This window comes from Pseudomonas sp. AFG_SD02_1510_Pfu_092, assembly GCF_003331055.1.
GTDB lineage: Bacteria > Pseudomonadota > Gammaproteobacteria > Pseudomonadales > Pseudomonadaceae > Aquipseudomonas.
In genome coordinates this window covers 1-13,973 of the sequence record NZ_PUQD01000047.1, presented here as the reverse complement: position 1 = coordinate 13,973, position 13,973 = coordinate 1, and the positions used below count along the sequence as shown (strand labels likewise).

Below are 13,973 nucleotides of genomic sequence, written 5' to 3'. Positions count from 1 at the left end.
GCGCGACAACAGGCCTTCCGGCGCGGCCTGTGGCGATGAGAGCCAGTCTCGATAACGACGTTTCTGGCGGCTTTATGAACATTTGCTCAGGTAGCTACCGCCGCGCCTTCGTCTGAGCGAGAATCCTGCGATTCGTCAGCCTGTTGAGGAGAAAACGGATGAAATCAATGGCATGGCTGGTTCTGCTGGCTGTCGTATCGGGCGCCCAGGCCGGCGAGGAAGAAAGCACCCCGTGCGACAACGTCGAGAGCGACCAGCAGACCTACGCCTGCGCGGCGTTCAACAAGCAGACGGCCGAACGCGAGCTGAAAGCGGCGTATGACGACCTGATTCAGCGCATTCGCGACGAGTATGCCGACGAAACCGACCAGGCCAGCGCCCTGGTCGGGCGCATGGAGGCGGCCGAGAAGCTGTGGACGCAACTGCGCGATGCCGACTGCAAGGTCGAGACCTATGCCGAGAAGCCCGGCAGCAAGGCGTTCCAGGCGGCCTGGGAGACCTGCGTGGCGCAGCGCAGTGATGACCGTTCGGAGTATCTGCAGTCCATTGGCCAGCAGTAGAAATACTCGCTGAGCAGGAAGAGCTTTCAGCTTATCTACCTGGGCGATCCGGACCAAAGTGCATCCCAGGCGCCTCACCCGAGGCGCTGGAATGTACTAGATCGGAATCCAAGACATGACCTCCAACATCAGCAAAACCGACATGGACAGCGCCATCGCTGCCCTCAAGAAAGAAGGCGAAGAGCGCGCCGTCATGGTCGCCAATACCGTCTGCATCTTTGCCCCGGATGTGCCCGCCAGCGTTGCGGAAGACGTACTGGATGGCATGCGTCTGATGAACCTGTCGGCGAACAAGAAGTTCGACAAGGAAACCCAGCAGCGCGAGTGGTACAACTACTACAACGACGGCCTGGGCAAGTTCGGCTGGACGCTGACCGGCGCCGCCCACGTAGAGGAAGCCCTCGACAAGGACACCCACACCCTGGCAACCCTGGCGCCAGAGATTGTCACCGTCCAGATCGGCCAAAGCCATCGGCTGAGCCGCTGCGTGAAACGCTCTTTCGAAGTGATCGTGAAAACGCCAAAGGCGCAGCAACTGCTCGAAGAAAGCAGCGTGAGCGTTTCGGGTAAATCCAGCACTGTCCAGATCTCCGCCTGTGAGATGTCGCCGCAAGGGCTGCCGATCATGCACATGACCAGCGTTCAGCTGAGCTATGACAAAGCCGAGAAGGCGGCAGGTTCCGCCGGCCGCATCATCGACAAGTCGAACACGCGCGTCTATCGGGCCTCGCAACAAGGCTCGTTCAGCGTTCGCCACTTCCAAGCCATGCGCGAAGCCGTCAGGCTGAAGCTGGCCAGCCAGGCGTTCGACATTCTGGGGCTGGACATTTGATATGGACCTGGCGCCGCCCTGCGGCGCCAGGCTCCCCTTTCTACGTATCCAGCGAGGGTCCGAAGCATGCCCACCAAACCTGCCACTCGACACTGGGAAGACCTTCATGCCTGCCTGCGCCTGGCGCAACTGGAGGCCAACGAGGTTCACGATCGCCAACAGGACGGCCAGCGCTGGTTCAGTCGTTTTCTGCGGACCTTGGAAGATTGTGGGGCCAGACTGGCTGAACGGACGACGAAAAACATAACCTGCGTACCCACGGACACCGTGTTCGAAGACGTCTTCGCTGGCTGGATTCCGTCACCTCAGGAGCCAAAACTCGGGTTCAAACGGGTTGCCAACGACATACTCCAAGGCTTGAAACAACCCGACCTCGCGCTGCTACGCAGCACCTCGGCCAGCTCGCACATGGGCCTCGCCTTCGATGTGGATGATGACGGAAGGCCCGCAGCGATCATGTTTCACCTGTGCTGCGCGACCGATCCGGATGCCCCTCGCACGCGCCTGGTCCTGCAACTGAATCACCTGGGCGTAAAACTCGACACCCAGGCATTCGAGGCGCGGCGGTCCGAGGTCGAAAGCCGACTACAGGCGCTTTCCGACCTTGATCAGTTCTGATCTGGCGCCTGTGGCTTGAGTGCCTGACGTTCTTCGCGCGGACAGCGGCCAAAACGTCGCTTGTAACGGCGGGTGAAGTACGACGGCAGCTCGAAACCGCACGCCACACTGACCTGCGTGATGCTCATCTGGGTCTGGCACAGCAACTGACGTGCCTTGTCCAGGCGTAGGGCGAGATAAAAGCCACTTGGCGTGTCACTCAGGTATAAACGAAACAGACGCTCCAGTTGACGCCTGGTGATCATGGCTCTGGCTGCCAGCTCCAATGTACTCAGCGGAGGCTCGGTATGCTTTTCCATTTCGCCGATCACCTGCACCAGCTTGCGGTTGCTGATGCCATAGCGCGCGGCAATCTGCATGCGCTGGTGATCCTGGCGTGGCCGGATGCGCCCGAGCACGAACTGTTCCGACACCTGCACCGCCAGCTCGCTGCCATGTGATTGCGCAATCAGGTCGAGCATCAGGTCGATCGACGCGGTGCCGCCAGCACAGGTAATACGTCGCCGGTCGATCTCGAACAGCTCCTGGGTCGCCTGCAGGTTCGGGTAGTTCTCCTTGAATGCCTCCAGCGCCTCCCAATGCACGGTGGCGCGGTGGCCGTCGAGCAGGCCAGCCTCGGCCAGCACCATCGCGCCGGTGTCGATCCCACCCAGTATCACCCGTTCATGGTCCAGGCGGCGTAGCGCCTGCTGCAAGGCCGGCCCATAACAGGCCAGAGGGTCGAACCCGGCCACGATCAGCAGGATGCCGGCGGGCTCGCCAGCGCCCAACGCCGCATCGGCGTTCACCGACATGCCGTTGCTGGCCTGCACCGCGCCACCGTCCAGGCTCAGTACCTGCCAGCGATACGACGGGCCTTTGAAGCGGTTGGCCACCCGCAGTGGCTCCAGGGCACTGATGAAGCCCATGGCCGAGAAGCCGGGCAACAACAGGAAATGAATGATTTGCGGCATTGCATGCTCCACGGCACAGGTGGTCGCCTCCGTGCAATTGTTAGTCGCCAGGGTGCGATTTTCCACCCTGACAGCAGCGTAGCTTCTTCATACGGCCCAGAGAGGTCGAAACCCCATAACAATATGCACTGCCGATGGAGAGCCACCATGCACAGCTTGATCCGCCGCAGCTTGTTGACCCTTGCCCTGAGCAGCATCGCCACATCCCCGCTATTCGCCGCCGAGCCCGCGGCCTGCAAGAACGTCCGTCTGGGCGTGGTCAACTGGACCGACGTCATCGCCACCAGCGCCATGGCCCAGGTCCTGCTCGACGGGCTGGGCTACCAGACCAAGCAGACCAGCGCTTCGCAGCAAATCATCTTCGCCGGTATTCGCGACAAACGCCTGGACATGTTCCTCGGTTACTGGAACCCGATCATGACCCAGACCATCACCCCGTTCGTCGACGCCAAACAGGTCAAGGTGCTCGACAAGCCCAGCCTGGAAGACCCCCGCGCCACCCTGGCAGTGCCGAAATACCTGGCCGACAAGGGCTTGAAGACGTTCGCCGATATCCACAAGTTCGAGAAGGAGCTGGGCGGCAAAATCTACGGCATCGAACCAGGCTCCGGCGCCAACACCCAGATCAAGGCGATGATCGCCAAGAACCAGTTCGGCCTGGGCAAGTTCCAGCTGGTCGAGTCCAGCGAGGCCGGCATGCTCGCCGCCGTCGACCGCGCGGTGCGGCGTAACGAGGCCGTGGTGTTCTTCGGCTGGGCGCCGCACCCGATGAACGTGAACATCGACATGGTCTACCTGGGCGACAGCCAGGACGCGTTGGGCCCTGACGAAGGCCGCGCGACGGTGTGGACGGTGACCGCACCGGACTATGCCGAACGCTGCCCCAACGCCCACCGCCTGCTGGCCAACCTGAACTTCAGCGCCGAGGACGAGAGCCGCATGATGCAGCCGCTGCTCGACCACAAGGACCCGCTGGAGTCGGCCCGCCAGTGGCTCAACGACCACCCCGAGGACAAGGCCCGCTGGCTGCAAGGTGTGACCACCTTCGATGGCAAGCCGGCGGCGGACAACCTCAAGCTCAGCGCCAACTGACAAGGCCCCTTCGCGGGCTTGCCCGCGCCCACAGGTACAGCGACACACTCAGGGTCACATAGATCCTGTGGGAGCGGGCGTGCCCGCGAAAAACCAACACAGCTATAACAAGGAACCCGCCATGAACCACGACGTCATCATCACCTGCGCCCTCACCGGCGCCGGCGACACCGCCTCGAAAAGCCACCTCGTTCCCGTCACCCCCAAGCAGATCGCCGAGGCCGCCGTAGAGGCCGCCAAAGCTGGCGCCACCGTGGTCCATTGCCATGTCCGCGACCCGCAAACCGGCCGTTTCAGCCGCGATGTGGCGCTGTACCGCGAAGTCATGGAACGCATCCGCGAAGCCGATGTGGACATCATCGTAAACCTCACCGCCGGCATGGGTGGCGACCTGGAAATCGGCCCGGGCGAGACCCCGCTGGAATTCGGCCCGGGCACCGACCTGATCGGCCCGCTGGAGCGCCTGGCGCATGTCGAAGCGCTGTTGCCGGAGATCTGCACGCTCGACTGCGGCACCCTCAACTTCGGCGACGGCAATTCGATCTACGTTTCCACCCCGGCGCAACTGCGCGCCGGTGCCAGGCGCATCACCGAACTGGGGGTGAAGGCCGAACTGGAAATCTTCGACACCGGCCACCTGTGGTTCGCCAAGCAGATGATCAAGGAAGGCCTGTTGCACGACCCGCTGTTCCAGCTGTGCCTGGGCATCCCGTGGGGCGCGCCGGCCGACACCACCACCATGAAGGCGATGGTCGACAACCTGCCGGCCGACGTCACCTGGGCCGGTTTTGGTATCGGCCGCATGCAGATGCCGATGGCCGCGCAGGCGGTGCTGTTGGGCGGCAACGTGCGGGTGGGCCTGGAAGACAACCTGTACCTGGACCGTGGCGTGCTGGCCAGCAACGGCCAACTTGTGGAACGCGCCGCCGAAATCATCACCCGCATGGGTGGCCGCGTGCTCAGCCCGGCAGAAGGCCGGGAAAAAATGAACCTCAAGCGCCGCTGAGCCATTCAACAATCTCAATTGCCGCAGTGAACCCTGTGGGAGCGGGCGCGCCCGCGAAGCAAGCGACACGGTGGATGGCACCGGCTATGCCGGTGTTCGCGGGCTCGCCCGCTCCCACAGGGATTGGCCCTCATCCGACGATTTCAATTTAGCCTGAGGAATCGATATGCCCTTCATCACCGAAATCAAGACCTTCGCCGCCCTGGGTAGCGGCGTGATCGGCAGCGGCTGGGTCGCCCGCGCCCTGGCCCATGGCCTGGACGTGGTCGCCTGGGACCCGGCGCCAGGTGCCGAGCAGGCCCTGCGCAAACGCATCGCCAACGCCTGGCCGGCACTGGAAAAGCAAGGTTTGGCCCCAGGTGCAGCACAAGACCGGCTGAAGTTCGTCGCCACCATCGAGGAATGTGTTCGCGACGCGGACTTCATCCAGGAAAGCGCGCCAGAACGCCTCGACCTGAAACTCGACCTGCACGCGAAAATCAGCGCTGCGGCCAAACCCGACGCGATCATCGGCTCCAGCACCTCAGGCCTGCTGCCCAGCGAGTTCTATGAGTCGGCCACCCACCCCGAGCGCTGCGTGGTCGGCCACCCGTTCAACCCGGTGTACCTGCTGCCGCTGGTGGAAATCGTCGGCGGCAAGCGCACCGCGCCCGAGGCCATCGAAGCGGCCAGAAGCATCTATACCGCCCTGGGCATGCGCCCGCTGCACGTGCGCAAGGAAGTGCCCGGGTTCATCGCCGACCGCCTGCTCGAAGCGCTGTGGCGCGAGGCCCTGCACTTGGTCAACGACGGCGTCGCCAGCACCGGCGAGATCGACGATGCGATCCGTTTCGGCGCCGGCCTGCGCTGGTCGTTCATGGGCACCTTCCTCACCTACACCCTGGCCGGGGGCGACGCCGGCATGCGCCACTTCATGGCGCAGTTCGGGCCGGCCCTGAAGCTGCCATGGACCTACCTGCCGGCGCCGGAACTGACCGAGCAGCTGATCGACGATGTGGTCGAAGGCACCTCGGAACAACTGGGCGAGCGCAGCATCGCCGCGCTGGAACGCTATCGTGATGACACCCTGCTGGCCGTGCTGGAAGCGGTGAAGACCAGCAAGGCCAAACACGGTATGGCTTTCGCCGACTGAGGAGACCGCGATGCCCGCACTGATCACCTACCGCACCCCGGTCCAGGAGGACTGGGTCGACTATAACGGGCATCTGCGCGATGCCTTCTACCTGTTGATTTTCAGCTACGCCACCGATGCGCTGATGGAGCGCATCGGCCTGGACGCCGACAGCCGTGGCCAGAGCGGTAATTCACTGTTCACCCTGGAAGCGCACATCAACTACCTGCACGAAGTGAAGCTGGGCACCGAGGTGTGGGTGCAGACGCAGATCATCGGCTTCGATCGCAAGCGCCTGCATGTGTATCACAGCTTGCACCGGGCGGGGTTCGACGAGGTATTGGCGGTCAGCGAACAGATGCTGCTGCATGTGGACCTGGCGGGGCCGAGATCAGCGCCGTTCGGTGAGCGCAGTGTCGGGTTGCTGCAGGGATTGGTAGATGAACAACAGGGCCTACCGCCAGCCGAGTATTTGGGCCGGGTGATATCCCTGCCTGCAGCAAAGTGCTAGAAAAAAAATAACCCCGGAAAGCCGTGAGCATCCGGGGCCAAGAGCGAGCAACATCCACTGTGCACGAATGAGGGTGACCAAACCCTCCGTTGCGGGTAGATGGCTTGAGTGTGCGCACTTCCCGGCAGGTCGATTTAGCCGGGAACGACCTGTTCTTAGCCAAAGCAGCCACGGCGCCATTCTGTTGTTGCGGGCATGTCGCCGGCGTCACAGAATCGGTCGTAAATCACAGCAGCACTCTCTTAGCGATAAAAGGGACAACAGCCATGATGCATGCGGATTTGATTGACCAGGACGATCTGGCAGGCCACCTGCGCGCGCGCGGGTTCGAGATTCCGGCCGGGGCCACTGCCGAGCAGGCCTGCGAAGCGGTGGTGCGCGGGCTGACCGAGCCCAATGCACGGGCGCTGAAGGGGATGGTGGAGCAGATGTACACCGGTAGCGCGACGATTCTGCCGGCGGTGCGCCAGGCTATCGACAAGCAGCTGCTGCCGGCGCTGGCGCAGTTCAACAAGCGCGCCTGATTCGTTTTCCTGAACTGGCCTCTTCGCGGGTGAACCCGCTCCCACAGGTACTGCACTGAACTCGAAAGCAGTGCAGTACCTGTGGGAGCGGGCAAGCCCGCGAAGGGGCCAGCGCCGTTTCAGAGCCTTACACTGGCAAAGGTCGACTCGTTGCGCGCCTGGCTCAGGGCCGCCATCGGGCCGCTGTGCGGCGACAGGGTCAAGGCCTGCGGGATCGGCATCATCGCCACCTGCTGCGCCGTGTTGGAGCCTACGCGCTCGTCACGCGGCGGAATGCCGAAGTACTCGCGGTAGCACTTGGAGAAGTGCGGGGTGGACACGAAACCGCACACCGACGCCACTTCGATGATCGACATCGGCGTCTGCTTCAGCAGCTGCCGCGCGCGGATCAGGCGCAGCTTCAGGTAGTAACGCGACGGCGAGCAATGCAGGTACTTCTGGAACAGGCGCTCGAGCTGGCGGCGCGACACCGAGACGTAGACCGCCAGTTCGTCGAGGTCGATCGGTTCTTCGAGGTTGGCCTCCATCAGCGCAACGATTTCCTGCAGTTTCGGCTGGTTGGTGCCGAGCATGTGCTTGAGCGGTACGCGCTGGTGGTCCTGCTCGTTGCGAATGCGCTCGTAGACGAACATTTCCGAGATTGCCGCCGACAGTTCGCGGCCGTGGTCGCGGCTGATCAGGTGCAGCATCATGTCCAGCGGCGCGGTGCCGCCAGAGCTGGTGAAGCGGTTGCGGTCGAGGGTGAACAGGCGGGTGCTCATGTTCACGCGCGGATAGGCTTCCTGCATCGCCGCCAGGCACTCCCAGTGGACGCTGCAATCGAAGCCGTCGAGCAGGCCGGCGCAGGCCAGCGCCCAGCTGCCGGTGCACACTGCCCCCAGGCGACGCGACTGGCGCGCCTGGGCCTGCAGCCAGGTGACATGCTCACGGGTGACGGTGCGCTGGATGCCGACGCCGCCACAGACGATCACGGTGTCCATCGGCGGGGCGCTGTGCATGGCGGCGTCGGGGGTGATCTGCAAACCGTCGCTGGCCCACACCTGGCCGCCATCGACGGTGAGGGTATGCCAGCGGTACAGCTCACGGCCGGACAGCTGGTTGGCCATGCGCAGTGGCTCGACCGCCGACGCCAGGGAAATCAGGGTGAAATTGTCCAATAGAAGAAACCCGATGGACTGGGGTGCTGTGCGGTTCTGGGTTGGGTTCCCGGAGGTGTAGGACGTCATCGCGGTTTCTCCTCACACAAATGCAGGGTGTGCCTCAGGCAGGCACTGATTTCTTGTTATGACCCCCGTTTCGTGTGCGGGGGCTTGGTCGCAATCTCAACGCAAACGCCGTGCCTGAAATTGAACGGCTATCCGAAAAAACCTGAAAACGACGCCTTTATTCGGCAATTCAGGGGCTTCGATCGCGTTGGGACATCTTCGCAAACGCCCGTTCTAGGCGCCGTGCGTGTAACCGCTGAGCAGTTTGGTGACACGCTTGGTGCAGGTTGCCCAGAAACGACACTATTAAGTGTCACCGACAACCCCCTCTCCGATAGCGACAGCCGACAACCGGTATGGGTTGCCTGCACCATAAGCGAGCATTTGATGGCGGTATCGCACCGGCTTCAAACCTCAAGGGCCCCTTCGCGGGTGAACCCGCTCCCACAGGTACCGCATTGCTCTTGCAGGCAGCGCTGTACGGGTGGGAGCGGGTTCACCCGCGAAGAGGCCCCGGAGTCAACAGCAATCAGCACTCGATCGCACTGACCGCCAAACCACCACGCGAGGTTTCTTTGTACTTGTCGTGCATGTCGGCGCCGGTATCGCGCATGGTGCGGATCACCTGGTCGAGCGAGATGAAGTGCTCGCCATCACCGCGCAGGGCCATCTGCACGGCGTTGATAGCCTTGACTGCAGCAATGGCGTTGCGCTCGATGCACGGCACCTGCACCAGCCCACCGACCGGGTCGCAGGTCAGGCCGAGGTTGTGCTCCAGGGCGATCTCGGCAGCGTTTTCCACCTGCGGCGGCGTAGCGCCCAGCACCTCGGCCAGCCCGGCAGCCGCCATGGCACAGGCCGAGCCGACCTCACCCTGGCAGCCCACTTCGGCACCGGAAATCGACGCGTTCTTCTTGCACAGAATGCCCACGGCCGCCGCCGCGAGGAAGAAGTCGACCACGTTGGACTCGTTCACCGCATCGCTGAAACGCATGTAGTAGTGCAACACCGCCGGGATGATGCCCGCCGCGCCGTTGGTAGGCGCGGTGACCATGCGCCCGCCGGCGGCGTTCTCTTCGTTGACCGCCAGGGCAAACAGGTTGACCCACTCCATGGCGCTCATGGTCGAGCCGATCACGTTGGGTTTGCCGATTTCCTGCAGGCTGCGGTGCAGCTTGGCGGCACGGCGACGCACGTTCAGCCCGCCGGGCAGCGTGCCTTCGTATTTCAGGCCATTGTTGACGCATTCCTGCATGGCTTCCCAGAGCTTGTGCAGGCCAGCGTGGATCTCTTGCTCGCTGCGCCAGACCTTCTCGTTGGCCATCATCAATTGCGACACGCTGAGGTCGTTTTGTTTGCACAGGCGCAGCAGTTCATCGGCACTGTTGAAATCGTACGGCAGCACCGTCTGATCGGCATCCAGCACGCCGCTGGCGGCCTGTGCGGCATCGACCACGAAGCCGCCACCGACCGAGTAGTAGGTGTCGCGGTGCAGCTCGCCCTGCTCATCTTCGGCGATCAGGGTCATGGCATTGGGGTGGTAAGGCAGGTTCTCGTCCAGCAGCAGCATGTCGCGGGCCCAGACGAATTCGATCGGCAGGCGGTTGTCCAGCAGCAGCGTGCTGGTTTCGCGCAGGTCGGCGATACGCGGCACGATCTGGGTCGGGTCGATGGCGTCAGGCCATTCGCCCATCAGGCCCATGATGGTGGCGTTGTCGGTACCGTGGCCGATACCGGTGGCCGACAGCGAGCCATACAGGCGCACTTCGATGCGCTTCACACGCTGCAGCTCGCCGCGTTCCCGCAGGCCCTGGACGAACAGGGCGCCAGCCCGCATGGGGCCGACGGTGTGGGAGCTGGAGGGCCCGACACCGATCTTGAACAGGTCGAACACGCTGATGGCCATTGTCGAATCACCTCTTGCTGGGCTTGTCTCTGCGCGCCATGCGCAGGGCGGGGCAGCTGCTAGGCTGAAACAGCGGGCCGCCTTGAATGCACGCATCATCGGGCTTTTGTCGCCCCCCTCGCCGTCTGCAACCGACGTACTTTTGTCCAGCAGCGCCGTGCTGTTTTTAGCTGCGGCACTGCCCTCGCCGCGCCGCTTTCCGGTGGCCTGGTGACGCAAAAATGCGGCTGAAGGGGTGGAAAAACCCATAAGCGACATCGCCCATACTGGATACGACCCGTTCCGTACTGGATACGACCCTACCAGTAGGCGATTGCCCGGCGCTGGAGGATTATCGAAAGCGACTCGTAAAGCACGGCCACGCATCCTGCCCTCTGCAGGCCTGGTCGACCGGACCCTGAGAAAGCCCGGCGACCCACGCGAACCCGAAGACAAAATCACAGGAGTCCATCCATGAAAGGTTCACCCTCGCTGTTGCTGGTTGCGTTGCTGTCCGCGCCTTTGCTGGCCCAGGCCGCCGAACCCGAGCAATGCCAGACGGTACGGTTCTCGGATGTCGGCTGGACCGACATCACGGTCACTACCGCGACCACCAGCGTTGTGCTCGAAGCACTGGGTTACAAGACCCACACCACCATGATCTCGGTACCGGTGACCTACAAGTCGCTGGCCACCGGCAAGGACCTGGACGTGTTTCTCGGCAACTGGATGCCGACCATGGAGAACGACATCAAGCAGTACCGCGATGCAGGCACCGTGGAAACCGTGCGCGCCAACCTGGAGAACGCCAAGTACACCTTGGCCGTACCCCAGGCGCTGTATGACAAGGGTCTGAAGGATTTCGCCGACATTCCCAAGTTCAAGCAGGAGCTGGACGGCAAGATCTACGGCATCGAGCCCGGCAACGATGGCAACCGCACCATCCAGAGCATGATCGACAAGAACGCCTTCGGCCTGAAGGACGCCGGTTTCAAGATCGTCCAGTCCAGCGAGGCCGGCATGCTGTCGCAGGTCGACCGTGCGCAGAAACGCGGCGAGGCCATCGTGTTCCTCGGCTGGGAACCGCACCCGATGAACACGCGCTTCAAGATGCAGTACCTGACCGGCGGGGACGAGTTCTTCGGCCCCGAGTTCGGCAAGGCGACCGTATTGACCAACACCCGCAAGGGCTATGTGCAGGAATGCAGCAACGTTGGCCAGCTGTTGAAGAACCTGTCGTTCGAGCTCAAGGATGAAAGCACCATGATGGGCTATGTCCTGGACGACAAGATGAAACCCGATGCGGCTGCCAGGAAGTGGCTCAAGGACAACCCTGGCAAGCTGGATGCCTGGCTGGCCGGTGTCACCACCGTTGATGGCAAACCCGGCCTGGAGGCGGCCAAGGCCAAGCTGACGCAATAACGCAATACGCCATAGCGCTACCTCGGGGCAGGACCGTGCCTGCCCCGGGTTGATTTCAATCTATGCAGGTGGAAGCTCGCTATCATGCTTATCGATCAGAAAATACCCCTGGGTGAGTACATCGCGTCGTTCGTCGAGTGGCTGACCCAGAACGGCGCGAATTACTTCGACGCCATCGCGCAGGGCCTGGAGTTCATGATCCATGGCGTCACCAGTGCCCTGACCTTCTTCAATCCGTTCGTGCTCATCGCCCTGTTCGCCGCCCTGGCGCATTTCATCCAGCGCAAGTGGGCGCTAACCGCATTCGTCGCCCTGTCGTTCCTGTTGATCCTCAACCTGGGTTACTGGCAGGAAACCATGGAAACCCTGGCGCAGGTCACCTTCGCCACGGTGGTCTGCGTGGCCATCGGCGTGCCGCTGGGCATCGTCGCCGCGCACAAACCGATGTTCTATACCGGCATGCGCCCGGTACTCGACCTGATGCAGACGGTCCCCACCTTCGTCTACCTGATCCCCACCCTGACCCTGTTCGGCCTGGGTGTGGTGCCGGGGCTGATCTCGACCGTGGTGTTCGCCATCGCCGCGCCGATCCGCCTCACCTACCTGGGCATCTGCGACGTCCCGCAGGAGCTGCTGGACGCCGGCAAGGCGTTTGGCTGCTCGCGGCGCCAGCTGCTCACCCGTATCGAACTGCCGCACGCGATGCCCAGCATCGCCGCCGGCGTTACCCAGTGCATCATGCTGTCGCTGTCGATGGTGGTGATCGCCGCCCTGGTCGGCGCTGACGGCCTGGGCAAACCTGTGGTCAACGCACTGAACACCGCCGATATTTCCCTGGGCTTCGAAGCGGGCCTGGCGATCGTGCTGCTGGCGATCATGCTCGACCGTATCTGCAAGCAACCGGACCTTCCGGCAAGGGGTGAAGCATGAGCATCATTCGTTTCGAAGACGTCGACGTCATCTTCTCCAACAAGCCGCGCGAGGCGCTGTCGCTGCTCGACCAGGGCAAGACCCGCGAGCAGATCCTCAAGCAGACTGGCCTGGTGGTCGGCGTCGAGAAGGCCAACCTGGATATCCAGAAGGGCGAGATCTGCGTGCTGATGGGCCTGTCCGGTTCGGGCAAGTCGAGTTTGCTGCGCTGCATCAACGGCCTCAACACCGTCAGCCGCGGCAAGCTGTTCGTCGAGCACGAAGGCAAGCACATCGACATTGCCCACTGCACCCCGGCGGAACTGAAGATGATGCGCACCAAGCGCATCGCCATGGTGTTCCAGAAGTTCGCCCTGATGCCCTGGCTGACGGTGCGCGAGAACATCAGCTTTGGCCTGGAAATGCAGGGCCGCCCGGAAAAGGAACGGCGCAAGCTGGTCGACGAGAAGCTTGAGCTGGTGGGCCTGACCCAGTGGCGCAACAAGAAGCCCGACGAACTGTCTGGCGGCATGCAGCAGCGTGTGGGCCTGGCCCGGGCGCTGGCGATGGATGCCGACATCCTGTTGATGGACGAACCGTTCTCGGCACTCGACCCACTGATTCGCCAGGGCCTGCAAGACGAATTGCTGGGCCTGCAGGCCAAGCTCAGCAAGACCATCGTGTTCGTCAGCCACGACCTGGACGAGGCGCTGAAGCTGGGTAGCCGCATTGCCATCATGAAAGACGGGCGGATCATCCAGTACAGCAAGCCGGAAGAGATCGTGCTGAACCCGGCCGACGAATATGTACGTACTTTCGTCGCCCACACTAACCCACTGAACGTGCTGTGCGGGCGCAGCCTGATGCGTAGCCTGGACAACTGCAAGCGGGTTAACGGCTCGGTGTGCCTGGACCCGGGTGGCGATTCGTGGCTGGACCTGGGCGAAGGCAACTCGATCAAACGCGCGCGCCAGGGGCAGAACGGGCTGGAAATGCAGAACTGGGCACCGGGGCAGTCGGTCGAAGGGCTGGGCCGCAAGCCGACCCTGGTGCATGCGGATATCGGCATGCGTGAAGCGCTGCAGATTCGTTACCAGACCGGCAACAAGCTGGTGCTGCAGGAGAATGACAAGGTGGTGGGCATTCTTGGCGACAGCGAGCTGTATCACGCGCTGCTGGGCAAGAACCACGGTTGATGCAATTGGGGCCGCGTTGCGGCCCTTCGCGGGGGCCCCCCCCACCCCCCGGGGGGGGGGGGGGGCCCGGGGGGGGGGGGGGGGGGGCCGGCGGGGGGGCGCGGGGCCCCCCTGGGTGCAACCCGGGGGGTTGGCCCGCGGGCGGGGGG

14 protein-coding genes are annotated in these 13,973 nt (G+C 63.2%); 11 read left to right on the top strand and 3 right to left on the bottom strand.

The window, feature by feature from the left end; genetic code table 11:
• Nucleotides 1–158: 158 nt before the first annotated feature.
• The 3 genes from C6A77_RS18425 to C6A77_RS18415 all read left to right on the top strand — a co-directional run bounded on the left by C6A77_RS18425 (nt 159) and on the right by C6A77_RS18415 (nt 2,010).
• The gene (locus C6A77_RS18425) at nt 159–560 is read left to right on the top strand and encodes a lysozyme inhibitor LprI family protein (RefSeq protein WP_114170760.1); all 402 of its coding nucleotides are present in this window, start codon (nt 159–161) and stop codon (nt 558–560) included.
• Nucleotides 561–675: 115 nt separating this feature from the next.
• Complete coding sequence (locus C6A77_RS18420) at nt 676–1,392, top strand: hypothetical protein (protein WP_241507440.1); 717 nt, start codon at nt 676–678, stop codon at nt 1,390–1,392.
• 66 nt (nt 1,393–1,458) lie between these two features.
• On the top strand, nt 1,459–2,010 hold the full coding sequence (locus C6A77_RS18415) for a hypothetical protein (RefSeq protein ID WP_114170759.1): 552 nt from the start codon (nt 1,459–1,461) through the stop codon (nt 2,008–2,010).
• On the opposite strand, the gene C6A77_RS18410 is transcribed toward C6A77_RS18415, so the two are convergent.
• Entirely contained in the window at nt 2,001–2,963 is a 963-nt protein-coding gene (locus C6A77_RS18410; protein WP_114170758.1) for a GlxA family transcriptional regulator, read from the bottom strand. The two genes, C6A77_RS18415 and C6A77_RS18410, sit on opposite strands and share 10 nt — an antisense overlap.
• 147 nt (nt 2,964–3,110) lie before the next feature.
• Here C6A77_RS18410 and choX point away from each other — a divergent pair, with 147 nt between their 5' ends.
• The 5 genes from choX (at nt 3,111) to C6A77_RS18380 (ending at nt 7,207) form a co-directional block, all read left to right on the top strand.
• The gene (choX, locus tag C6A77_RS18405; RefSeq protein ID WP_114170757.1) at nt 3,111–4,055 is read left to right on the top strand and encodes a choline ABC transporter substrate-binding protein; all 945 of its coding nucleotides are present in this window, start codon (nt 3,111–3,113) and stop codon (nt 4,053–4,055) included.
• Nucleotides 4,056–4,176: 121 nt separating this feature from the next.
• Nucleotides 4,177–5,061, top strand: a complete 885-nt coding sequence (locus tag C6A77_RS18400) for a 3-keto-5-aminohexanoate cleavage protein (RefSeq protein WP_114170756.1) — start codon at nt 4,177–4,179, stop codon at nt 5,059–5,061.
• 166 nt (nt 5,062–5,227) lie between these two features.
• A complete protein-coding gene (locus tag C6A77_RS18390; protein ID WP_114170754.1) occupies nt 5,228–6,193 on the top strand; it encodes an L-carnitine dehydrogenase in 966 nt (321 codons plus the stop codon).
• A 10-nt stretch (nt 6,194–6,203) separates the two neighbouring features.
• Nucleotides 6,204–6,683, top strand: a complete 480-nt coding sequence (locus C6A77_RS18385; protein ID WP_114170753.1) for a thioesterase family protein — start codon at nt 6,204–6,206, stop codon at nt 6,681–6,683.
• Nucleotides 6,684–6,949: 266 nt separating this feature from the next.
• Nucleotides 6,950–7,207 carry a hypothetical protein gene (locus C6A77_RS18380; RefSeq protein ID WP_046614493.1) on the top strand — a complete coding sequence of 86 codons (258 nt, stop codon included), beginning with the start codon at nt 6,950–6,952 and terminating at the stop codon, nt 7,205–7,207.
• A 119-nt stretch (nt 7,208–7,326) separates the two neighbouring features.
• Here the strand turns inward: C6A77_RS18380 and C6A77_RS18375 are convergent, their stop codons facing one another.
• Both C6A77_RS18375 and C6A77_RS18370 read right to left on the bottom strand, forming a co-directional pair.
• Nucleotides 7,327–8,433, bottom strand: a complete 1,107-nt coding sequence (locus tag C6A77_RS18375) for a GlxA family transcriptional regulator (RefSeq protein ID WP_114170752.1) — start codon at nt 8,431–8,433, stop codon at nt 7,327–7,329.
• A gap of 508 nt (nt 8,434–8,941) precedes the next feature.
• Nucleotides 8,942–10,318 (bottom strand): L-serine ammonia-lyase, encoded by a 1,377-nt coding sequence (locus C6A77_RS18370; RefSeq protein ID WP_114170751.1) that lies wholly within the window; start codon nt 10,316–10,318, stop codon nt 8,942–8,944.
• A gap of 453 nt (nt 10,319–10,771) precedes the next feature.
• Between C6A77_RS18370 and C6A77_RS18365 the strand changes: the two genes are divergently transcribed.
• The 3 genes from C6A77_RS18365 to choV all read left to right on the top strand — a co-directional run bounded on the left by C6A77_RS18365 (nt 10,772) and on the right by choV (nt 13,824).
• Complete coding sequence (locus C6A77_RS18365; RefSeq protein WP_114170750.1) at nt 10,772–11,719, top strand: choline ABC transporter substrate-binding protein; 948 nt, start codon at nt 10,772–10,774, stop codon at nt 11,717–11,719.
• Between the two features lie 81 nt (nt 11,720–11,800).
• On the top strand, nt 11,801–12,649 hold the full coding sequence (gene choW, locus C6A77_RS18360; protein ID WP_178082391.1) for a choline ABC transporter permease subunit: 849 nt from the start codon (nt 11,801–11,803) through the stop codon (nt 12,647–12,649).
• Entirely contained in the window at nt 12,646–13,824 is a 1,179-nt protein-coding gene (choV, locus tag C6A77_RS18355; RefSeq protein WP_114170748.1) for a choline ABC transporter ATP-binding protein, read from the top strand. The genes choW and choV overlap by 4 nt, the downstream gene beginning before the upstream one ends.
• The last annotated feature ends 149 nt before the right edge of the window (nt 13,825–13,973 follow it).

What these genes read in the sequence shown, in the direction of transcription:
- choV (WP_114170748.1), top strand. Translation starts at nt 12,646, where the DNA reads ATGAGCATCATTCGTTTCGAAGACGTCGACGTCATCTTCTCCAACAAG.
- C6A77_RS18420 (WP_241507440.1), top strand. Translation starts at nt 676, where the DNA reads ATGACCTCCAACATCAGCAAAACCGACATGGACAGCGCCATCGCTGCC.
- choX (WP_114170757.1), top strand. Translation starts at nt 3,111, where the DNA reads ATGCACAGCTTGATCCGCCGCAGCTTGTTGACCCTTGCCCTGAGCAGC.
- C6A77_RS18400 (WP_114170756.1), top strand. Translation starts at nt 4,177, where the DNA reads ATGAACCACGACGTCATCATCACCTGCGCCCTCACCGGCGCCGGCGAC.
- C6A77_RS18390 (WP_114170754.1), top strand. Translation starts at nt 5,228, where the DNA reads ATGCCCTTCATCACCGAAATCAAGACCTTCGCCGCCCTGGGTAGCGGC.
- C6A77_RS18375 (WP_114170752.1), bottom strand. Translation starts at nt 8,433, where the DNA reads ATGACGTCCTACACCTCCGGGAACCCAACCCAGAACCGCACAGCACCC.
- C6A77_RS18410 (WP_114170758.1), bottom strand. Translation starts at nt 2,963, where the DNA reads ATGCCGCAAATCATTCATTTCCTGTTGTTGCCCGGCTTCTCGGCCATG.
- C6A77_RS18380 (WP_046614493.1), top strand. Translation starts at nt 6,950, where the DNA reads ATGATGCATGCGGATTTGATTGACCAGGACGATCTGGCAGGCCACCTG.
- C6A77_RS18370 (WP_114170751.1), bottom strand. Translation starts at nt 10,318, where the DNA reads ATGGCCATCAGCGTGTTCGACCTGTTCAAGATCGGTGTCGGGCCCTCC.
- C6A77_RS18385 (WP_114170753.1), top strand. Translation starts at nt 6,204, where the DNA reads ATGCCCGCACTGATCACCTACCGCACCCCGGTCCAGGAGGACTGGGTC.
- C6A77_RS18415 (WP_114170759.1), top strand. Translation starts at nt 1,459, where the DNA reads ATGCCCACCAAACCTGCCACTCGACACTGGGAAGACCTTCATGCCTGC.
- C6A77_RS18425 (WP_114170760.1), top strand. Translation starts at nt 159, where the DNA reads ATGAAATCAATGGCATGGCTGGTTCTGCTGGCTGTCGTATCGGGCGCC.
- C6A77_RS18365 (WP_114170750.1), top strand. Translation starts at nt 10,772, where the DNA reads ATGAAAGGTTCACCCTCGCTGTTGCTGGTTGCGTTGCTGTCCGCGCCT.